This is a genomic window from Jiangella aurantiaca, from assembly GCF_004349105.1.
GTDB classification, from domain to species: domain Bacteria; phylum Actinomycetota; class Actinomycetes; order Jiangellales; family Jiangellaceae; genus Jiangella; species Jiangella aurantiaca.
Genome location: NZ_SMLB01000006.1, coordinates 181,706 through 202,275, shown reverse-complemented (window position 1 = coordinate 202,275; position 20,570 = coordinate 181,706). Strand labels below are relative to the sequence as shown.

The window sequence follows — 20,570 nt, the reverse complement described above, 5'->3', positions numbered from 1 at the left end:
CTCGGCGGGGCGACAATGGTCGGCATGGCACGCCGGACCACCACACCCCCGCCCGAGGACTTCGACGAGGTCATCCTCGACGTCGACGTCTCGGAGGAGATGCGGGGCAGCTTCCTCGAGTACGCCTACTCCGTCATCTACTCCCGCGCCATCCCGGACGCCCGCGACGGGCTGAAGCCGGTGCAGCGCCGGATCCTGTTCCAGATGAACGAGATGGGCCTGCGCCCCGACCGCCCGCACGTCAAGTGCGGCCGCGTCGTCGGCGACGTGATGGGCAAGCTGCACCCGCACGGCGACGGCGCCATCTACGACACGCTGGTCCGCATGGCGCAGCCGTGGGCCATGCGGGTGCCGCTGGTCGACGGGCACGGGAACTTCGGCTCGCTCGACGCAGGACCGGCGGCCTACAGGTACACAGAGTGCCGCATGAGCGAGCCGGCCATGCTGCTGGTCCGGTCGCTCGACGAGAACGTCGTCGACATGGTGCCGAACTACGACGGCCAGTTCGAGCAGCCCGAGGTGCTGCCGGCGGCGTTCCCGAACCTGCTGGTCAACGGCGCCACCGGCATCGCCGTCGGCATGGCCACGAACATGGCGCCGCACAACCTCGGCGAAGTGATCGACGCCACGCGGCACCTGCTGACCAACCCGGACGCCTCGCTGGACGACCTCATGCGGTTCGTCCCCGGGCCCGACCTCCCCAGCGGCGGGCGCATCATCGGGCTCGACGGCGTCCGCGAGGCGTACGAGACCGGCCGCGGCGCGTTCAAGACCCGCGCGACCGCCCGGATCGAGAACATCACCGCCCGCCGCAAGGGCATCGTCATCACCGAGCTGCCGTACATGGTCGGCCCGGAGCGGGTGCGTGAGCGCATCGTCGAGCTGGTCCGCAACAAGAAGCTGCAGGGCGTCGCCGACGTCGTGGACTACACCGACCGCAACACCACGCTGCGCCTCGTCATCGAGCTGAAGAGCGGGTTCGTTCCAGAGGCGGTGCTGGAAGAGCTGTACCGCCTCACCCCGCTCGAGGACTCCTTCTCCATCAACAACGTCGCGCTGGTCGACGGCCAGCCGCGCACGCTGGGCCTGAAGGAGCTGCTCCAGGTCTTCATCGCGCACCGCCTCGACGTCGTCCGGCGACGCAGCGAGTTCCGCCGCACAAAGGCCGCCGACCGGCTGCACCTCGTCGACGGCCTGATGATCGCGCTGCTCGACATCGACGAGGTCATCGCGGTGATCCGGTCGTCGGACGACGCTTCGGCGGCCCGCGAGCGATTGATGGCCGTCTTCGACCTGTCCGACATCCAGGCCCGTTACATCCTCGACACCCCGCTGCGCCGGCTCACCCGGTACGACCGGCTGGAGCTGGAGAAGGAGGGCGAGGACCTCCGCCGCACCATCGCCGAGCTGACCGCGCTGCTGGAGAACGAGGCGCTGCTGCGGCAGGCGGTCTCCGACGAGCTCGCCGAGATCGCCGCCAAGCACGCGACGCCGCGGCGCACCGTCCTGCTGGAGGAGTCCGGCGCGGTCACCACGCGGGCCGGCGCCGCCTCGCTCGAGATCGCCGACGACCCGTGCCAGGTGCTGCTGTCGTCGTCCGGCCTGCTGGCCCGCACCGCCGGTGAGGAGCCGCTGGTCCACGGCGACAAACGGTCCAAGCACGACGTCGTCGTGTCGGTGGCCGCGTCGACGGCGCGCGGCCAGGTCGGCGTCGTCACGTCGGCCGGCCGGATCCTGCGGCTGTCCGTGCTCGACCTGCCGGCACTCCCGCCGACGGCGGCGCTGACGTTGGCCGGCGGTGCGGCGCTCAAGGAGTTCATCGAGCTCGACGCCGGTGAGCGGGCGCTGGCGCTGACGACGTTCTCCGCGGAGTCGCCCGGGCTGGCGCTCGGGACCGAGCGCGGAGTCGTCAAGCGGGTCGTCCCGGACCACCCCGGCAAGGACGCCTACGACGTCATCCGCCTCGACGACGGCGACCGCGTCGTCGGCGCCGTCGAGCTGCGCACCGGCGACGAGGACCTCGTGTTCATCACGACGGACGCCCAGCTGCTGCGCTTCTCGGCGTCGGCGGTCCGGCCGCAGGGCCGGGCGGGCGGGGGCATCGCCGGGATCAAGCTCGGGCCCGGCGCGAAGGTGACGTTCTTCGGCGCGGTCGACGCGTCCCGGGCCGGTGCCGTGGTCACCGTGTCGGGGTCGTCGACGGCGCTGCCCGGGACCCAGCCGGGCGCGGTCAAGGTGACGCCGTACTCGGAGTATCCGGCGAAGGGCCGGGCGACGGGCGGCGTGCGCTGCCACCGGTTCCTCAAGGGCGAGGACACGCTGCTGCTGGCGTGGGCCGGGGCGGCACCGCCCTTGGGGGCGGCCGCGAGCGGTGTGCCGATCGAGCTGCCTTCGGATGTCGGGCGGCGAGATGGGTCGGGTATCGCGGTGGCGCAGCCGATCGCCGCGGTCGGTGGACCCCTCGGCGGTTCCCCGGGCGACGACGGTCCTGCGCCGACTCCAGTCGCTGACGGCGAACAGGGAACGTTGGAGCTGGAGTAGCAACGTTCGCCGGCCCCGGCTCCCATGCCCGCTGGTGTTCGGGTCCGCTGCGGTATGGGCATCAGGTTCACCACGAAAACTCATGTCGCACTACGCCTGTAATCGTGTCGACGCTGCAGAAATCCTGTTGATGGCTCCACCCACGCGCGACGGCCGGGAGTCGTTCAGCGCTTGGCGACGCCGTGAAGCACGCCGTCGAGGAACTGCTCCAGCTGCTCACGGGTCGGGCTGCGGTCGGGGTTGTGCAGCATCCAGTGCAGGGTCGGCGCCGTGACGATCTCGGCCATCACGTCGAGGTCGAGATCGTCACGGAGCTCGCCCCGCTCGACCGCGCGCTGGAGGGCCGTCTGCGTCAGCGCGCGGCGCGGCTTGATGACCGACTCGCGGTACTGGGCGTCCAGTGCCGGGTAGCGGGTCATCTCGCCGATGAAGCACGCGTACACCTTGCGGTTGCGCGCCGACTCGCGACTGCGGGCGGCCGCTTCGAAGAGCACCAGCATGTCGTCGCGGATGGACGTCCCTGGCAGCGCCGGCAGCGGGCCCTTGAGCTCGGCGACGGCGTCGCAGATGAGGCTCTCCAGGCCCTTCCACCGCCGGTAGATGGTGGTCTTGCCGACGCCGGCCCGGGCGGCGATGCCCTCGATCGTGGTGCCGGCGATGCCGTAGTCCGCCAGCAGGTCGAGGGTCGCCTCGATGATCGCCCGGTCCGCGTCCTCGCTGCGCGGCCGCCCGGCGCGGCGCTGCTCCACCGGAGCGATCTCCGTCATGTCAGGTCACGTCCTCGCTGTCTCCGGCTCCGGTGCCTCCGGTGCCCCTGCCACCTCCGACGGCGCCGGGCCGCGCGACCGCCCGGGCAGGAACACCGCGACGACGACCACGCTCAGCCCCGCGACCGCGGCTCCCAAGAAGGCTACCCAGTGCACGCCGCTGAGGAAGGCGGCGAACGCCGGGCCACGCACCTGCGCGACGACACCGGCCTGCTCGGCCGCCATCATCGTGGTGCCGAGCGACTCGGCGGCCGCGTGCCGCACCCCTTCCGGCAGCACGCCGACGGCCTCCTCGACGCCGGAGCGGTAGCGCGCCGACAGCGCCGCACCCAGGACGGCGACCCCGAGCGCGCCGCCGACCTGCCGCATCGTGTTGTTGACGGCGGAGCCGACGCCGGCCTTCTCGCGCGGGACGGCGGCCATGACGGCGGTCGTGGCGGGCGGCATGACGTTGGCGATGCCGGCGCCCTGGACGAAGAACGCGGCGAGCAGGAACCACAGCGGGGTGGTCTCGTCGATGAACCCCATCGCAAGCAGGCTCAACGCGACCAGGCTCAGGCCGGTCGCGGTGACGGCGCGGATGCCCCACCGGCGGACCGCCGTCGACGAGAACGTCGAGAAGACGGTCTGCGCCACCGCGAACGGCAGGAACATCAGGCCGGCCTCCAGCGGCGTGTACCCGCGGACGATCTGCAGGTAGAACGTCATGAAGAAGAACGTCCCGAGCATGGCGAAGAACACCAGCCCGATCGTCGTCACCGACGCGGAGAACACCGGATTCCGGAACAGCCCGACGTCCAGCGCGGGGTGCGTGGAGCGCCGCTCGAACCAGATGAACAGCACCAGCACGGCCAGACCGCCCAGCGTCGAGCCCCAGACCAGCGGGTCGGTGACAGTGGCTCGCTCGCCGCCCTCGATGATGCCGTAGACCAGCAGGGTCAGGCCGATGATCGACAGCAGCACGCCACCCGGGTCCAGCCGGCCGGGCTCGGGGTTGCGCGACTCCGGTACCAGCCACGCGATCAGCGCCAGCCCGATGACCACCACCGGCACGTTGATGAGGAACACCGACCCCCACCAGAACCGCTCCAGCAGCGCGCCGCCCAGGACCGGCCCCAGCACGACGGAGATGCCGACGGAGGCGACCCAGATGCCGATGGCCCGGCCGCGCTCCTCCGGCTCGAAGACGTTGGTGATGATCGCGAGCGTGGCCGGCATGACCGCGGCCGCGCCGACGCCCATGAACGCCCGGGCGGCGATGAGCTGCTCGGGTGACGACGCGTAGGCGGAGACGGCCGAGGCGATGCCGAACAGCAGCAGGCCGAGCATGAGCATGCGCCGGCGGCCGAACCGGTCGCCGAGCAGGCCGAACGTGAACAGCAGTCCGGCGAAGACGAGGGTGTAGGAGTTGATCGCCCACTCCAGCTCGCTCTGGGTGGCCGAGAGGTCGTCCTGGATCGTTCGGAGCGCGACGTTGAGCACCGTGTTGTCGAGCACGACGACGAGCAGGCTCACGACGAGGACGCCGAGGATGCTCCATCGCCGGTTGTGGATCGTCGCTTGGTCCACGATGGCGGGTCCTTCCCTGCATTGTGCTCTTTCGATACGCATCCGTGCCGTATCGGTTCTCGCGGACGACGCTAGACCCGCCCCGAGCGATACGCAACCGTCGCGTATCGATATTTCGCGAACTCTCAGCGAAATCACAGCCGCCAGCCCGCATCGTGGCCGCGCACCGAACGTGAGGAGAGCAGTCGATGTCCAGGTCGGGTGTCGTGGGTCACGTGGCATGGAAAGGCTGGCAGACTGCCGTCATGCGCCACGTCGCTCGCCGCTGCCTACCCGCCGCGCTCGTCGCCGCCACGCTGGCCCTGACCGCGTGCAGCGACGACGGCGACGGCGACGGCGACGGGGGCACGCCCGAGGGCGACCCGCAGGCGCAGCTCGAGGCTGCCGCCGACCTGCTCAACGAGGCGTCCAGCGTCACCTTCGTGCTCGAGGGCGAGGACCTCCCCGACGACGGGACGGTCGTCGTCGGCGGCGAGGGCGTCGCGGTGCCGCCGTCGTCGTTCGAGGGCGAGATCCGCATCCGCGCGGGCGCCTTGCCCGCGACCATCAAGGTCGTCTCCGTCGACGGGAAGCTGTGGGCGCAGCTGCCGCTGACCAGCGGATTCGACGAGGTCGACGCCGAGGAGCTCGGTTTCGGCGACCCCGGCCTGCTGATCGACCCCGACCACGGCGTCAGCCGGCTGCTCACGTCCGGCACCGACATCACGGCCGGCGAGCAGGTGCGCGTCGACGGCGACGTCTACGACCAGGTCGAGTCGGTGCTGCCGGGCGAGCTGGTCGGCGAGGTCCTCACCATCGCCGACCCGTCCGCCGAGGTCCAGGCCGTGTGGGCGCTCGACGCCGAGACCGGCCAGCTACGCCAGGCCACGCTGACCGGCCCGTTCTACGACGACGGCGACGAGCAGACCTACACCGTCCGACTCGACAAGTACGACGAGCCCGCCGAGATCAGTGCTCCGGAGAGCTGAGCGGACCGGCCGCGCCGCGCTCGTCCTCGGCGTCGTCGGCGTCCTACTGGCCGCCGCCGACACCTACGTCATCGTCCTGGCGCTGCCGGACATGATGGTGGGCGTCGGGCTGGACGTCGACGAACTCCAGCGCGCCGCTCCCCTGGTCTCGATGTTCCTGCTCGGCTACGTGGTCGTGCTGCCGCTGGTCGGGCGGGTGTCGGACGTGACCGGGCGGCTGCCGGTACTGACCGGCTCGCTGCTCGTATTCACGGCCGGGTCGCTGCTGACGGCGTCGGCCGACGGCGTCGCGGGCGCCGTGGTCGGCCGGTTCCTGCAGGGCGCGGGCGGCGGCGCGCTGGTCCCGGTGACGCTGGCGCTGGTCGCCGACCTGTGGCCGCCCGAGCGCCGGGGGGTGCCGCTCGGGCTGGTCGGCGCGGTGCAGGAGCTGGGGTCGGTGCTGGGGCCGCTGTTCGGCGCGGCGGTGCTCGCGGTGGCGGACTGGCGGGCGATCTTCTGGGTGAACTTCGTGGTCGGCGCCGTGCTGTTCGCCGGGACCGCTGCCGGGCGGCGACGGGCCACGGCCGCCGAGGTCGCCGAGGTCGCCGAGGCCGAGGCGGAGGCGCCGCCAGGGCGGTTCGACGTCCTCGGCGCGGTCCTCGGGCTGGGCGCGCTGGCCTGCGCCGGCGTCGCCGTCACGCGCCCCGCGTCGCTGGAGCAGAGCGTCCGGTGGGGCGAGCTGCTGGTCCCCCGGCTCGATGGTCGTGAGTGGACGACACCGCTCGCGCTGGCCGCGTTCGTGCTGGTGGTGCTGTTCGTCGCCCGGGAGCTGACCGCCCGCCGGCCGCTTCTGCCGCTGCGCCGCACCCCGGCGGTGCTGCGCGCGGCGGACCTGCCCGGCGCGCTGCTGCTCGGCGTCGCGCTCGGCGGGATCGTGCTGACGTTCGCCGTCGCCGACCCCGCCGTCGAGCTGATGGCGCCGTCCGGGCCGTGGCTGCTGGCCGGTTCCGCGGTCGCGCTGGTGGCGTTCGGCTGGCGGCAGCGCCGGGCCGCCACCCCCCTCGTCCCGCCCGACGCCGTCCGGGCCCGGCCGGCGTGGGGCGCGCTCGTCGTGAGCCTGTTCGTCGGCGCGTCGCTGGTCGCCGTCGTCGTCGACGTGCCGATCCTGGCCCGCACCGTCCTCGACGGCGCCGACCAGCTGGACGCCGCGCTGGTGCTGCTGCGGTTCCTGGTCGCACTGCCGGTCGGCGCCATGCTCGGCGGCTGGCTGCTGCGCCGGTACGGCTCCGCCCTGCTGGCCGGCGCCGGCATGGCGCTGGGCACGGCCGGGCTCGCGGTGATGGCGACGTGGGGCGTGGGCTCCCTCGACGGCATCGGCGACGACGCGGTGCTGGTGGCGGCCGGGCTCGGGTTCGGGCTGGCGATCGCCCCGGTGAACGCCGCGCTGCTGGCCGCGGCGCCGGGCGCGACCCACGGCGTGGCCAGCGCACTGCTCGTCGTCGCCCGGATGGTCGGCATGCTGGCCGGTCTGTCCGCGCTGACCGCGATCGGCCTACGGCGGCTGTACTCCGTCCAGGCCGACATCGAGTCGCCGGCCGTCCTGTGCCCCGACTCCCCCACCGACTGCGGCCCGTACGACGACGCCGTCCGGCAGGCGATCGTCGAGCAGCTGCAGGCGACGTTCACCGGCGCCGCTGTGTGCGCGGCGGCCGCCGCGGTGGGTGCGGTACTGCTGCTGCGGCACCGGACCCGTACCGTGGAGGGGTGACGCTCTGCTCGGACCTCGGCCGTGAGCTGGCCGAACCGCTGGCCGGGACGGCGCCCGTCGCGGCCTGGTGGCTGGTCGTCGAGCAGCCGGGTCCGTGGGGCGCGAAGGCGCTGACGCAGTCGCACCTCGACGCCGCGCTCGGGGCTTCACTCGACGCCGCCGCTGGTGAGCACGGCGGCCGCGTCGCACTCGTCCGCCGGCCGCGGTGGCACCCCGACACCCACTACCCCGCCGCGCGCCGCGTCTGGCTGGCCGGCACGACACCTGGTGCGACGTTCCTGCTCGGCGGCTGGCTGACCTCCGTCGACGTGCTGCGGTCGCTGCCGTGGGCGGCGCTGCGCTCGGGCGACGTCGACGGGTTGCTGGCCGCTCGGCCGGAACTGCGCCACGAGGACGAGCCGCTGCTGCTGGTCTGCACGAACGGCCGGCGCGACCTGTGCTGCGCCGCGAAGGGCCGCCAGCTGGTCGCCGATCTGCGCGACGACGTGCTCGGCCGGGTCTGGGAGACGACGCATCTCGGTGGCCACCGGTTCGCGCCGACGGCGGTGCTGCTGCCGCACGGCGTCGCGTACGGGCGGATGGACGACAAGCTGGCGTTGCTGCTGGTCGAGGAGGCGCGCGCAGGCCGCTTCCTCGACGACGGGTACCGCGGGCGCAGTACGTTCGACCGGCCCGGCCAGTCCGCCGAGGCCGCCGTCCGCCGGGTACTCGGCGACACCGGGCTGGACGACCTCGCCGTGTCGTCGGTGGTGTCCGTCGCCGACACGGCCTGGCGCGCCGTCGTCGAGCACCGGGACGGGCGAACCTGGACGGTCGCCGTCCGCGCCGAGGAGCAGCAGCCGCCCCGTCCGGAGTCGTGCGGTAAACCGCCCGTCACACCGATCGCGTACCGTGCCGATGTCCCTGTTCCGCGGTGAGAGGAGCCCGATGCAGCCCGAGGAGTTCGCCGACGTCCTGGCCGGCAACGACGACTACGCCGCCCGGTTCGCGCTAGCCGGCCTCGAGCCGGTGGCCGCACGCGGGCTGGCGGTCGTCACGTGCATGGACTCCCGCATCGAGCCGCTGGACATGCTCGGCCTGAAGCCGGGCGACGCGAAAATCATGCGCAACGCCGGCGCCCGCGTCACCACCGACGTGCTGCGCACCCTGGCGCTCGCAACCCATCTGCTCGGCGTGACGCGGATCATGGTGGTGGCGCACACGAAGTGCAAGATGGCCAGCGCGACGTCCGACGAGGTCGTCGCGGCGATCGAGCAGTCGTCCGGCATCGACGTGCGCAGCCTCGACTTTCAGCTGATCAGGGACCAGAAGGCCACCCTCGCCGAGGACGTGCAGAAGATCCGCTCGTGGCCCTTCCTCCCGCCGGGCGTCCCCGTCGGCGGCTTCCTCTACGACGTCGACACAGGCCGCCTCACGCAGCTCGCCTGAGGCTCCGGCCCTGACTACCCCATCAGCGCCGGCGCGAGCGCACGCCACTCCGCACGCGGGAGGCCGGGCCGGCCGGTGAGCACCTGGACGCAGACGTGGTCGGCGCCGGCGACGTGGTGCTGGGCGATCCGGGCGGCGATCGTCTCGGGGTCGCCCCAGGCGACCAGCCCCTCCACCAGCCGGCGGCTGCCCGAGCCGCTCAGGTCGTCGTCGGTGAAGCCGAGGCGGCGCAGGTTGTTCACGTAGTTCGGCAGGCCGAGATAGTACGCGACCACCCGGCCGGCGATGCGCAGCACCTCGTCCTCGTCGGTCGACAGGACGACCTTCTGCTCCGGCGCCAGCAGCGGCCCGTCGCCGAGGACGTCGCGGGCCAGACGGGTGTGGTCGGGCGTGACGAGGTACGGGTGCGCGCCGAGGCTGCGCTCCCCGGCGAGCCGGATCGTCCGCGGCCCGAGCGCCGCGACGGCGCGCTTCGTCGCCGGGATCCCCGCCGCGTCGAGCTGGTCGAGGTACTCGACGACCTTGCTGTACGGACGCTGGTACTGCTGGCCGCGCTGCTCGACGAACTTCGCGTGGCCGGCGCCGATGCCCAGCAGCAGCCGGTCGGGGTACGCGCCGTCGACCCGGTGGAACGCCGCGGCCACCTCGTCGGCGGGCTCCGTCCAGACGTTGACGATGCCGGTCGCCGCTATCAAGGTCGTCGTGGCGGCGAGGATCTGCTCGGGTCTGACGAGGTCCGCCTCGGCGCGGCCCAGCCAGGCCGCGCCGTACCCGAGCGTCTCCAGCTCCGCGAACGCGTCCGCCACCTCGGCGGTGTCGTCGGGCCAGTTCCGCGCGCCGACCCACACGCCGGCGCGTCCCACGTCGATCGCCATGACAACGGCAACCCCAGGACTGCGCCGCGTCTTCCCGCAGGTCCGCGGTTAGGCTCGACGGGTGCCACACACGTTCCGTGCCCCCGCCGAGGCCGACGAAGCCTCGCTGCTCCAGCTGAACAACGACCACGCCCTGGAGCTGTCCGAGCAGACGGCTGACGAGTTCCGCGAACTGCTGAAGGTCGCCTGGAGGGTCCGCGTCACCGACGACCTCACCGCCATGGTCATCGCGTTCGACCAGGACACGGTCCGGTCCAGCCAGAACTTCGACTGGTTCAAGGAGCGCTACCCGCGCTTCGCCTACGTCGACCGCGTCGTGGTGGCGCCGGCCGCGCGTGGGCAGGGGCTGGCGCGGGCGCTCTACGAGGACGTCATCGCGGCCGCCCGCGCGGAGGGCCAGACGATGCTGTGCGCCGAGGTCAACCTCGATCCGCCGAACCCCGCCTCCGACGCCCTGCACACGTCGATGGGGTTCACGCCGGTGGGTTCGGCCGAGCTGATCGGCAAGGGCAAGTCCGTCCGCTACTACACCCGCCCGCTCTGAGCGAGCCAACTGTTGTAGCGGCACATCGCCGACATCCCATCGGCCGTACTCTTGCGAAATGCGACCCCTTCGGTATTCCATCAACGTCACATTGGACGGGTGCTGCGATCATCGCGCGATCCCCGCGGACGAAGACTTGCATCGTCACGCGGTCGAGAACCTCGACCAGGCCGATGCCCTTCTCTTCGGCCGGGTGACTTACGAAATGATGGAATCAGCGTGGCGGCCGCCGGCGCCGACGGGAGCGAGACCTGAATGGATGGAACCCTTCGCCCGGACGATCGACGCGGCACAGAAGTACGTCGTGTCGAGCACCCTGGAGCGGGTTGATTGGAACGCGGAACTCGTGCGCGGGGATCTGGGCAAGGCCGTTCAGCGGCTGAAGCGGGAGTCGGGCAAGGGACTGTTCGTCGGAGGCGTGAAGCTCCCGCTGGCGTTGACCGAGCTGGGATTGATCGATGAGTACGAGTTCGTGGTGCATCCCAGGCTCGCGGGCCACGGGCCGACGTTGTTCGCAGGGCTGTCGAAGCATGTCGACTTGAAGCTCGTGAGCCGGATGGAGCTCGGCTCGGGGGCGGTGGCGATGAGGTACGAGCCGAGAAGGTAGCCATCTCGACCAGCCGAGGGGCGGCGGCGTCAGTCGCGCCGCTCGGCCTCCAGCACCGGCGTCAGCTCGTCCACCAGCAGCGTGTCGCGACGCACCGCACCTCGCCGGTACGCGGCCCGGCCGACCATGTGCGCCGCCACCGGCGCCGTCAGCAGCTGGAACATCGCCACGGCGAGCAGCATGCCGACGTCGCTCCAGTCGCGCAGCCGCAGGCCGATGCCGACGAGGATGAGCAGCAGGCCGAACACCTGCGGCTTGGTGCCGGCGTGCATGCGGCTGAGCAGGTCGGGGAACCGGATCAGGCCGACGGCGGCGATCAGGGACAGCGCGCACCCGGTCACCAGGCACGCGGCGGAGACGACGTCGAACCAGTTCACGAGCCCTCCCCCTTGTCGTCGTGGGCGGCGAAACGGGCGACGCTGACCGAGCCGACGAAGCCGACCAGCGAGAGCACGACCAGGATCGGCAACGTGGTGGCGTGCCGGTTCAGCGCCGCCTCCAGGCCGAGGCCGGCGACGACGATCGCGATCAGAACGTCCATCGCGACGACCCGGTTGAGCATCGTCGGGCCGATGGTCATCCGGGCCAGCACCAGGACGGCGGCAACGCTCAGCATGGCCGCGCACACCCAGATCACGACGGTCATCGGCCCACCACCTCGGACAGATATGGGGCCAGTTCCTCGTCCGACGCCAGCGCACGCATGACCCGCTCCTCCTGCCGCAGCGCCCGCCGCCGGGCCTCCTCGACGTCGGCGTCGTCGCGCACGCCCAGGACGTGCAGGAACAGCGTCGACGTCGAGCGGCGGACCTCGACGACGAGGCTGCCGGGGACGAGCGACAGCAGCTCGGCGGTGAGGGTCAGGTAGAGGTCGGAATGGCTGCGCAGGTCGACCTCGATGACGGCGTTCAGCGGCCGCCGGCCGATCCGCAGCGCCTGGCCGGAGACCTGCACGCTGGCGACGACCAGCTCGACGACGAACCAGCCGATCAGCACGGCCAGCCCGCGCACCCGCAGCCGGCCGCTGAACACGATCGGCGGCAGCGGGAACACCAGCGTGACGATCACGGCCACGACGAGCCCGGACAGCACGTTCGCGACCGTCAGGCCGCCCCATAACAGCACCCAGACGACGGTCAGCCCGATCAGCATCGGCCACTGCACGCCGTGGCGCCGCACCGGCACGTCGCCCGGCACGTCGTTCGACGCGGTACGGCTCATGGTGCACCTCCCGGCAGGACGGCCTCGATGTATGGGGCGCGTTCGCGCAGGTCGGCGGCGGCGCGGTCGGTGAGCCCGAACAGCGGCCCGGCGAACACCGTCATCGCGACGCCGACCAGCAGCAGGACGGCGGCCGGTCCGGCCATCCCGGCCCGCAGGGCGACCGCAGCCACCCGGCTGGAGACCGGCGCGTCGGTGCGCAGCGGTTTGCGGTGCAGATCGGTGGTCGGCCCGGCCGCACCGTCCGGCTCCGCCGCCGGCGGCTGCCAGAACGCCCGGTTCCACGCCTTCGCCATCGCGTACAGCGTCAGCAGGCTGGTGACGACGCTCCCCCCGACCAGCACGTACGCCAGCCGGTCGCCGTCGTCGACGCCGGCCTGCATGAGGCCCAGCTTGCCGAGGAACCCGGAGAACGGCGGGATGCCGGCCAGGTTCATCGCCGGGACGAAGAACAGCAGCGCCAGCACCGGCGACAGCCGCGCCAGGCCACCCAGCCGTTCCAGCGACGTGCTGCCGCCGCGCCGCTCGATCAGCCCGGCGACGAGGAACAGGTTGGTCTGGATGACGATGTGGTGCACGACGTAGTAGATGGCGCCCGAGAGGCCGTCGTCGCTGGCCAGCGCCACCCCGAAGACCATGTAGCCGATGTGGCTGACCAGCGTGAACGACAGCATTCGCTTGAGGTCGTCCTGCGCCACGGCGCCGAGGATGCCGATCACCATGGTCAGCAGCGCCGCCCACAGCAGCAGGTCCGACAGCGGGCTGTCCGGGAACAGCAGCGTCTGCGTCCGGATGATCGCGTAGACACCGACCTTCGTCAGCAGGCCGGCGAAGACCGCGGTCACCGGCGCCGGCGCCGTCGGGTAACTGTCCGGCAGCCACGCCGACAGCGGAAACACCGCGGCCTTGATCGCGAACGCCGTCAGCAGCATGAGCTGCAGCAGCAGGGCCACCCCGGACGGAAGCTCGTCCAGGCGCCCGGCCAGCTGCGCCAGGCTGACGGTGCCCGTGGCGGCGTAGACCAGCGCCAGCGCCGTCAGGAACACGATCGACGACGCCAGGCTGACGACGACGTACGTGCTGCCGGCCCGGATCCGGTCGGCCGTGCCGCCCAGCGTGAGCAGCACGTACGACGCCGCGAGCAGGATCTCGAAGCCGACGTAGAGGTTGAACAGGTCGCCGGAGAGGAACGCGTTCGACACGCCCGCGACCAGGATCAGGAACGTCGGGTGGTAGATCGACAGCGGGGTGTCCGGCCCGTACTCCACCAGGCCCTGACTCAGCGAGTACACCAGGACGCACAGCGCCACGACCACCGACACCAGCAGCATCAGGGCGGACAGCCGGTCGGCCACCAACGAGATCCCGATCGGGGCGGGCCAGCCGCCGACGTGCATGACCTGCGGGCCGTCGGCGTCGGCGTGCGCCAGTAGGACCGCCGCGATGATCACCATCAGGGCGAGGACGACGACGCTGACCACCCGCTGCGCCCGAGCGGACCGGCCCAGCGCGAGCGCCAGCCCGGCGCCGAGCAGCGGCAGCACGACGGGCAGCGGGACGAGTACGGACGCGTTCATCGGCGCTCACCCTCGGGCCCGACGCCGGCCGCCGCTGCTTCGGACGACTCGGCTGCGTCATCGCTGCCCTCCTCGTCCATCGTGCCGCCGGCGCTGTCGTCGTAGCTGGACGACACCTCGTCGCGCTCGGCGCGGCGGCGGATCGCGGCGTCCTCGACGTCGTCCTGGACGTCGTCGTGGCCGTTGAGCTGCCAGGCCCGGTACGCCATGGCCAGCAGGAACGCCGTCACCCCGAGGGTGATGACGATGGCGGTGAGCACCAGCGCCTGCGGCAGCGGGTCGCTCATGTCGTCGACGTCGCCCTGGCCAACGATCGGCGCCCGCCCGGCCGGCCCGGACGCCACCATGAAGAGCGTGTTGACGCCGTTGCCGATGAGGATCACACCGACCAGCACGCGGGTCAGGCTGCGCTCGAGCAGCAGGTAGACGCCGGCGGCGAACAGCACGCCGACCACGACGACGAGGACCAGGTTCGCGCTCACTGATTACCCCCTGACGCCTCGCGGCGGGCCGCAGTAGACGCCTCCTCCGCGGACTCGATGGTCTCGCCCGGCTCGGCGTCGTCGCCGGCCTGCTTGTCGACGCCGCCGCCGAGGCTGCGCAGCACGTCGAGCATCAGCCCGACCACGACGAGGTACACGCCGACGTCGAAGAACAGCGACGTCACGAAGTGCACGTGCCCGACCAGCGGCAGCTCGAAGTCGACCACGGCGCTCTGCAGGACGTCGCCGCCGAAGGCCAGCGGCACCAGCCCGCTGCCGGTCGCGATGAACAGCCCGATGCCCAGCACCAGGCCGGCGTCGACCGGGGCGGCCTCGTTCAGCTCGTGCCGGCCTCCGGCGAGGTAACGGACCATCAGCGCGAGCCCGGCCACCAGACCCCCGGCGAACCCGCCTCCCGGCTCGTTGTGCCCGACGAACAGCAGGTAGATCGAGAAGACGATGACCACGTGGAACGCCAGCCGGGTGACCACCTCGAACATGATCGAGCGGCCCTCCGGCGCGACGGTGCGGCCGGCCCGCAGCCACAGGTTGCGGTGCGGAAGGCGATCGGGCGACGTGGGCGCGCTGGCGATCGCGTCGTCCGGCCGCCACCGCCCGTTCCGGCTGGTGATGAGGAAGATCAGGCTGGCCACGCCGGTCGCGGCGACGACGAGGACGGAGATCTCGCCCATGGTGTCCCACGCCCGGATGTCGACCAGCGTCACGTTGACGATGTTGTGCCCGCCGCCGTACGACACGGCCGGCTCTGCGAAACCGTCGGAGACGGGCTCGGCGGTCCGGGCGCCCGCCGCGGCCAGCGCCAGCCCGGCCATCACCAGGCCGACGGCGATCCCGAGGCCCATGCGCCACCAGCGCGACTTGGTCAGCGGCCGGTCGGAGAAGTACGTCGGCAGTCGACGCAGCACCAGCACGAAGATCACCAGCGTCACGGTCTCGACGAGCACCTGGGTCAGCGCGAGGTCCGGCGCGCCATGCAGGATGAAGAGCATCGCCATGCCGTAGCCGGTGCCGCCGGCCAGCAGCACCGCCTTGAGCCGGCGCCGCGACCGCGCGGCCAGCACCGCCGAGGCGATCATGATCGCGCCGACCACGGCCTGCCCGACGTTGTCCCACGCCCGCACACCGACTCCGCCGGAGGCGTCTGTCCACGGCTGCCCGGCCACCAGCACCCCACCCGGCACCGCGACCACCACCAGGAAGATGACGGCGAGGTAGCTGGGCAGCGAGCCGCGCTGCGTGGCGCCCGTGACCTCGACGGCGAGCCGGTCGACGCCGCGCATGATCGCCCGGTAGGCCACCTCGGCGTCGCCGCCGGCCACCAGCCGGCCTTGCCACCGGTCGACCCGATTGCGCCAGCGGAACAGGACGATGCCGGCCAGGACCGACGCGATCGACAGCAGCAACGCCGTGTTGACGCCGTGCCACAGGCTCAGCTCCGGCTCGTGCGCGCCCTCGGGGAACAGCGCGGCGTACGGCTCCAGCAGCTCGGTCTCGGCCGGGCCGAGGAAGCCCAGCGCCAGCCCGGCGGCCGCCAGCACCACCGGCGCGGCGGAGAACCCGGCGGTCGGGAACCGGCACTCGGACGCGGCGATCGGCGGCACACCCGGCTTGACGGCGAACGCGCCCCAGACGAACCGGATGCTGTACGCGGCGGTCAGCGCCGAGCCGACGGCCAGTCCGGCGACCAGCGCCCAGCCGGCCATCGTCCCGACGCCGGTACCGTCGCCGGTCTCGGCGATGTCGACGGCCGCGGCGTACGCGGTCTCCTTGGCGACGAACCCGGCCAGCGGTGGGATGGCCGCCATCGACGCCGCCGCCAGCACCGACGTCACCATGAGCACCGGCAGCCGGCGGCCCAGCCCGGACAGCTCACGCAGGTCGCGGGTGCCGGTGGCGCGGTCGACCAGGCCGACCACCAGGAACAGCGCCGCCTTGAACAGCGCGTGCGCCACCAGCATCGCGACGCCGCCCATGGCCGCCGCCCGCGTGCCGGCGCCGACCAGCACGACGAGGAAGCCGAGCTGGCTCACCGTCCCATACGCCAGCAGCAGCTTGAGGTCGGTCTGCCGCAGCGCCCGCAACCCGCCCAGCAGCATCGTCAACACACCGAGCGTCAGCAGCAGCGGCCGCCACGGCAGCAGCCCGGCGAACGCCGGCGCGAACAGCGCGACCAGGTACACGCCGGCCTTCACCATGGCGGCGGCGTGCAGGTAGGCGCTGACAGGGGTCGGCGCGGCCATCGCGCCCGGCAGCCAGAAATGGAACGGGATCAGCGCCGACTTCGACACCGCCCCGATCAGCACCAGGACGACGGCGACGGTGACGGCGTCGCCGCCGGGCGGGTTCGCCAGCACCTCGGAGATCCGGTACGTCCCGGCCGCCTGCCCGATGACGATGACGCCGACCAGCATGGCCAACCCGCCGAACGTCGTCACCATGAGCGCCTGCATCGCCGCCCGGCGGTTCGCCTTGCGCTCGGGGTTGTGCCCGATGAGCAGGTACGACAGGACGGTCGTGAGCTCCCAGAACACGTACAGCACCAGCAGGTCGTCGGCGATGACCAGCCCGAGCATCGCCCCGGCGAACGCCGTCAGCAGCCCCGCGAACCGTGGCAGTCCGGCGTCGTCGCGCCGGAAGTAGGCCGCACAGTACGCCAGCACCAGCGCCCCCACGCCGGTGACCAGCAGCGTCATCACCCAGGTGAGCGTGGTGAGGCGGAACGACAGCTCCAGGCCGAGCGTCTCGACCCAGCGGATCCGCTGCTCGACGGCGTCGCCGTGCCGGACCTCGCCGGTCATCGCGGCGGCCCAGACGAACCCGGCGGCGGGGACGACGGCCAGGAGCAGCAGCGCACGGCGGCGCAGCCAGGACACGAGGGCAGGCGCCAGCGCCGCGGCGGCGAAGTGCGCGGCGATCAGGGCCAGCATCATGAGCGGCTCTCACGGACGGTCGACACGGGAAGCCCTTCGATCGTGCCGCCTGCGGAGGGTCGCAGGGGCACATTCACACGGACGGGACGGTCAGCGGGCGCCGGGTTCAGGTGGCGCGCGGCCGTCGACCGTGCCTGTGGGAGCGGACGCCGCGTGCCGCGCAGTGGTGTCGTGGACCCGGTCCGTACCGGTGCGGGCGGCACCGCCGGGCGCGGCGTCGCCGACGACGGCCGCGGAGTCAGGGCCGGCGTGGTCGCCGGCCGAGGTGGCGCCGTCGTCGGGAGTGTGCCGCGCGACCTCGTCGAGCGGGTGCTGGTCGTCGTCGGCGCGTGGCAGCGAGTTGGGAGTGATCTCCGCGGCCGGGTGGATGGCCGGGCCGAGGCCACGGACGGTGTCGCCGCCCCCGGTGACCATGGCGGCCGCCAGCACGACGAGGCCGGCGGCGAGCAGCGCGGCGACGAGGTTCCGGAGCACGGTCCGGGGCGCGGTGACCATGCGTCGTCCCTCCCCCGCTGCTCGTGCGTCGCCCTCACCCTATCGGTCCGGAGGGTCGCCTCCGGACCGCCGGCGGGACGCGCGGACCACCGGATTCGCCGTCACCAGCGTCGCCGCGCCGGTATTCCGGCCGGTGAGGTGAGGAATCTCCCAGCGATCAGGCGTCGATGCGGGCGCGGTCCAGCTCGGCGGCGCCCGCGATGATGAACTCCTTGCGCGGCGCGACGTCGTTGCCCATGAGCAGTTCGAACACGCGCTCGGACTGCTCGGCGTCCTTGGCGTTGATGCGCCGCAGCCGCCGGTGCCGGGGATCCATCGTCGTCTCGGCCAGCTGGTCGGGGTCCATCTCGCCGAGGCCCTTGTAGCGCTGCGGGGTCTCCTTGACCCGGACCCCCTTGCGGGCGAGATCGCGCAGCGTGCGGTCGAGATCGGCGTCGGTGTAGGTGTAGATGTACTTGTCCTGGCCCTTCTTCGGGTTGGCCAGCTCGATGCGGTGCAGCGGCGGCATCGCGGCGAACAGCCGGCCGGCCTCGACGTACGGGCGCATGTACCGGTAGAAGAGCGTGATCAGCAGCGTGCGGATGTGCGCGCCGTCGACATCGGCGTCGGTCATCAGGATGACCCGGCCGTAGCGGGACTGATCGATGTCGAACGTGCGGCCGCTGCCGGCGCCGAGCACCTGGATGATGGCGGCGCACTCGGCGTTCTTCAGCATGTCGGCGACGGACGCCTTCTGCACGTTGAGGATCTTGCCGCGGATGGGCAGCAGCGCCTGGTACTCGGCGTCGCGGGCGGAGCGGCCGGTGCCGAGCGCGGAGTCGCCCTCGACGATGAAGAGCTCGGAGCGCTCCAGGCTGTTGGACCGGCAGTCGACCAGCTTGGTCGGCAACGAGCTGGTCTCGAGTGCGTTCTTGCGGCGGACGGTCTCCTTGTGCAGCCGGGCTGCGACCCTGGCCTTGGCGGCCTGGACGACCTTCTCCAGCAGCGCGGCGGCCTGCGACTTGTCGTTGCGCTTGGTGGAGGTCAGGACGCTCTTGAGCTCGCGCTCGACCACGTTCGCCACGATGGCGCGGACGGCCGCGGTGCCGAGGACCTCCTTGGTCTGGCCCTCGAACTGCGGCTCGTCGAGCCGGACGGTGACCACCGAGGTGAGGCCCTCGAGCACGTCGTCCTTCTCGATCTTGTCGTTGCCGGCCTTGAGCCGCCGGGCGTTCACCTTGACCTGGTCGCGCAGCGCCTTGAGCAGGCCCTGCTCGAACCCGGTGACGTGCGTGCCGCCCTTCGGGGTGGCGACGACATTGACGAACGAGCGGCCGACGGTGTCGTAGCCGGTGTCCCACCGCAGCGCGACGTCGACCTGGCAGACACGCTCGGTGTCTTTGCTGACCAGCTGGCCGTCGTCGTCGAGGACGGGGACGGTCTCGCGGAAGGTCTGCTCGCCGGTGAGCCGCAGGACGTCGGTGACCGGCGCGCCCGGGCTGAGGAACTCGACGAACTCGCTGATGCCGCCGTCGTGCCGGAACGTCTCCTCGGCGATCTCGTCGCCACGCTCGTCGCGGATCACCAGCTGCAGGCCGGGGACCAGGTACGACGTCTGCCGGGCGCGGGAGACGAGGTCGTCCCACGAGTACGCGGCTTCGCGCAGGAAGATCTGGCGGTCGGCGTAGAAGCGGACCCGGGTGCCGGTGACCCGCTTGGCCACCCGGCCGGTGATGCGCAGCTCGGAGTGGTCGGTGAACGGCGCGAACGCGGCGGCCGGGCCGTCGCCGTCCCAGACGCCGGGCTCGCCGCGGCGGAACGACATGGCGTGCGTGCGGCCGTTGCGGTCGACCTCGACGTCGAGCCGGACCGAGAGCGCGTTGACCACGCTGGCGCCGACGCCGTGCAGGCCGCCGGTGGCAGCGTACGACCCGCCGCCGAACTTCCCGCCGGCGTGCAGCTTGGTGTAGACGACCTCGACGCCGGACAGCCCGGACTTGGTGTGGATGTCGACCGGGATGCCACGGCCGTTGTCGCTGACCGAGGCCGAGCCGTCGGCGTGCAGGACGACCTCGACGCGGTCGCAGAACCCGCCCAGCGCCTCGTCGACGGCGTTGTCGATGATCTCCCAGAGGCAGTGCATGAGGCCGCGGGCGTCGGTCGAGCCGATGTACATGCCCGGGCGCTTGCGGACCGCCTCCAGCCCTTCCAGCACCGACAGGTGGCGGGCGGTGTAGTCGCCACCGGTGGTCACGGCGTCGGCGCGCTCGGCGGTCACGTCGCGGTTCCCTCCTGCTGATGAGCACATGCTGTGCCAGCGTAAGCCCTCGGGCCAGCAGAACCGGCGCAGGCGCGCGGAGATCACCACGTCCGAACGTGTTGACGAGTCGATCAGGTGACCACCGTCACAGCTGGGCCGATTACGCGGAGAGCGAACCACCCCACGCTGGAGATGCGGGAACGTCTGGGGGTGATTACATGTTGGTACGGATGCACGACACCACCGGATCCTTCGGTGGACCAACGATCAGGAAGGTAGGCGACGTGACTACTACGGCTCTCGCTACCAGCCCGCTGAAGGCCGCCGACCGCTGCGACAGCTGCGGCGCCCAGGCGTACATCCGCGTCGTCCTGAACGAGGGCGAGCTGCTGTTCTGCGGCCACCACGGCCGCCGGCACGAGGCCAAGCTCCGCCCCATCGCTGTGGAGTGGCACGACGAGACCGACCGCCTCCAGCCCCAGTCCACCCCCGTGACGGACTGATCTTCCGCTCTTCCTAGACGCCGCCGGCCGCCTCCTTCGCGAGGCGGCCGAGCCAT

Annotated in this window: 19 protein-coding genes; 8 read left to right on the top strand and 11 right to left on the bottom strand. The window is 72.1% G+C overall.

What is annotated here, in order from left to right; genetic code table 11:
* Positions 1–24: 24 nt before the first annotated feature.
* A complete protein-coding gene (locus tag E1262_RS07075; RefSeq protein WP_132102420.1) occupies positions 25–2,541 on the top strand; it encodes a DNA gyrase/topoisomerase IV subunit A in 2,517 nt (838 codons plus the stop codon).
* A 164-nt stretch (positions 2,542–2,705) separates the two neighbouring features.
* Here the strand turns inward: E1262_RS07075 and E1262_RS07070 are convergent, their stop codons facing one another.
* Both E1262_RS07070 and E1262_RS07065 read right to left on the bottom strand, forming a co-directional pair.
* Positions 2,706–3,308 carry a TetR/AcrR family transcriptional regulator gene (locus tag E1262_RS07070; RefSeq protein WP_132102419.1) on the bottom strand — a complete coding sequence of 201 codons (603 nt, stop codon included), beginning with the start codon at positions 3,306–3,308 and terminating at the stop codon, positions 2,706–2,708.
* Positions 3,309–3,314: 6 nt separating this feature from the next.
* Positions 3,315–4,919 (bottom strand): DHA2 family efflux MFS transporter permease subunit, encoded by a 1,605-nt coding sequence (locus E1262_RS07065; RefSeq protein ID WP_132102418.1) that lies wholly within the window; start codon positions 4,917–4,919, stop codon positions 3,315–3,317.
* A gap of 203 nt (positions 4,920–5,122) precedes the next feature.
* On the opposite strand from E1262_RS07065, the gene E1262_RS07060 reads away from it, so the two are divergent.
* Genes E1262_RS07060 through E1262_RS07045 form a run of 4 tightly spaced genes read left to right on the top strand, consistent with a single transcriptional unit; the run spans position 5,123 to position 9,020 of the window.
* The gene (locus tag E1262_RS07060) at positions 5,123–5,845 is read left to right on the top strand and encodes an LppX_LprAFG lipoprotein (protein WP_132102417.1); all 723 of its coding nucleotides are present in this window, start codon (positions 5,123–5,125) and stop codon (positions 5,843–5,845) included.
* Positions 5,829–7,592, top strand: a complete 1,764-nt coding sequence (locus E1262_RS07055) for an MFS transporter (protein ID WP_132102416.1) — start codon at positions 5,829–5,831, stop codon at positions 7,590–7,592. Before E1262_RS07060 ends, E1262_RS07055 begins: the two co-directional genes overlap by 17 nt.
* Positions 7,589–8,509, top strand: a complete 921-nt coding sequence (locus E1262_RS07050) for a sucrase ferredoxin (protein ID WP_132102415.1) — start codon at positions 7,589–7,591, stop codon at positions 8,507–8,509. The genes E1262_RS07055 and E1262_RS07050 overlap by 4 nt, the downstream gene beginning before the upstream one ends.
* Positions 8,510–8,519: 10 nt before the next feature.
* Positions 8,520–9,020 carry a beta-class carbonic anhydrase gene (locus tag E1262_RS07045; RefSeq protein WP_132102414.1) on the top strand — a complete coding sequence of 167 codons (501 nt, stop codon included), beginning with the start codon at positions 8,520–8,522 and terminating at the stop codon, positions 9,018–9,020.
* Positions 9,021–9,034: 14 nt separating this feature from the next.
* Here E1262_RS07045 and E1262_RS07040 read toward each other — a convergent pair whose 3' ends face one another.
* Complete coding sequence (locus E1262_RS07040) at positions 9,035–9,895, bottom strand: LLM class F420-dependent oxidoreductase (RefSeq protein WP_132102413.1); 861 nt, start codon at positions 9,893–9,895, stop codon at positions 9,035–9,037.
* A 61-nt stretch (positions 9,896–9,956) separates the two neighbouring features.
* Here E1262_RS07040 and E1262_RS07035 point away from each other — a divergent pair, with 61 nt between their 5' ends.
* Both E1262_RS07035 and E1262_RS07030 read left to right on the top strand, forming a co-directional pair.
* On the top strand, positions 9,957–10,439 hold the full coding sequence (locus E1262_RS07035; protein WP_132102412.1) for a GNAT family N-acetyltransferase: 483 nt from the start codon (positions 9,957–9,959) through the stop codon (positions 10,437–10,439).
* 58 nt (positions 10,440–10,497) lie between these two features.
* The gene (locus E1262_RS07030; protein ID WP_132102411.1) at positions 10,498–11,046 is read left to right on the top strand and encodes a dihydrofolate reductase family protein; all 549 of its coding nucleotides are present in this window, start codon (positions 10,498–10,500) and stop codon (positions 11,044–11,046) included.
* Positions 11,047–11,075: 29 nt separating this feature from the next.
* On the opposite strand, the gene mnhG is transcribed toward E1262_RS07030, so the two are convergent.
* From mnhG to E1262_RS06990, 8 genes are all read right to left on the bottom strand, one after another.
* Positions 11,076–11,423 (bottom strand): monovalent cation/H(+) antiporter subunit G, encoded by a 348-nt coding sequence (gene mnhG, locus E1262_RS07025; RefSeq protein ID WP_132102410.1) that lies wholly within the window; start codon positions 11,421–11,423, stop codon positions 11,076–11,078.
* Positions 11,420–11,692 carry an MrpF/PhaF family protein gene (locus tag E1262_RS07020; protein ID WP_132102409.1) on the bottom strand — a complete coding sequence of 91 codons (273 nt, stop codon included), beginning with the start codon at positions 11,690–11,692 and terminating at the stop codon, positions 11,420–11,422. The genes mnhG and E1262_RS07020 overlap by 4 nt, the downstream gene beginning before the upstream one ends.
* On the bottom strand, positions 11,689–12,267 hold the full coding sequence (locus E1262_RS07015; RefSeq protein ID WP_132102408.1) for a Na+/H+ antiporter subunit E: 579 nt from the start codon (positions 12,265–12,267) through the stop codon (positions 11,689–11,691). The genes E1262_RS07020 and E1262_RS07015 overlap by 4 nt, the downstream gene beginning before the upstream one ends.
* Positions 12,264–13,844, bottom strand: coding sequence for a Na+/H+ antiporter subunit D (locus E1262_RS07010; protein ID WP_132102407.1), 1,581 nt, complete (start codon positions 13,842–13,844; stop codon positions 12,264–12,266). Before E1262_RS07010 ends, E1262_RS07015 begins: the two co-directional genes overlap by 4 nt.
* Complete coding sequence (locus E1262_RS07005) at positions 13,841–14,326, bottom strand: Na(+)/H(+) antiporter subunit C (protein WP_132102406.1); 486 nt, start codon at positions 14,324–14,326, stop codon at positions 13,841–13,843. Before E1262_RS07005 ends, E1262_RS07010 begins: the two co-directional genes overlap by 4 nt.
* Positions 14,323–17,274, bottom strand: coding sequence for a Na+/H+ antiporter subunit A (locus E1262_RS07000; protein WP_132102457.1), 2,952 nt, complete (start codon positions 17,272–17,274; stop codon positions 14,323–14,325). The genes E1262_RS07005 and E1262_RS07000 overlap by 4 nt, the downstream gene beginning before the upstream one ends.
* Before the next feature lie 93 nt (positions 17,275–17,367).
* Positions 17,368–17,772 carry a hypothetical protein gene (locus E1262_RS06995; RefSeq protein WP_132102405.1) on the bottom strand — a complete coding sequence of 135 codons (405 nt, stop codon included), beginning with the start codon at positions 17,770–17,772 and terminating at the stop codon, positions 17,368–17,370.
* 157 nt (positions 17,773–17,929) lie between these two features.
* The gene (locus E1262_RS06990) at positions 17,930–20,059 is read right to left on the bottom strand and encodes a DNA gyrase/topoisomerase IV subunit B (RefSeq protein ID WP_132102456.1); all 2,130 of its coding nucleotides are present in this window, start codon (positions 20,057–20,059) and stop codon (positions 17,930–17,932) included.
* Positions 20,060–20,295: 236 nt separating this feature from the next.
* Between E1262_RS06990 and E1262_RS06985 the strand changes: the two genes are divergently transcribed.
* Entirely contained in the window at positions 20,296–20,514 is a 219-nt protein-coding gene (locus E1262_RS06985) for a DUF7455 domain-containing protein (protein ID WP_203453637.1), read from the top strand.
* Positions 20,515–20,570: the final 56 nt, after the last annotated feature.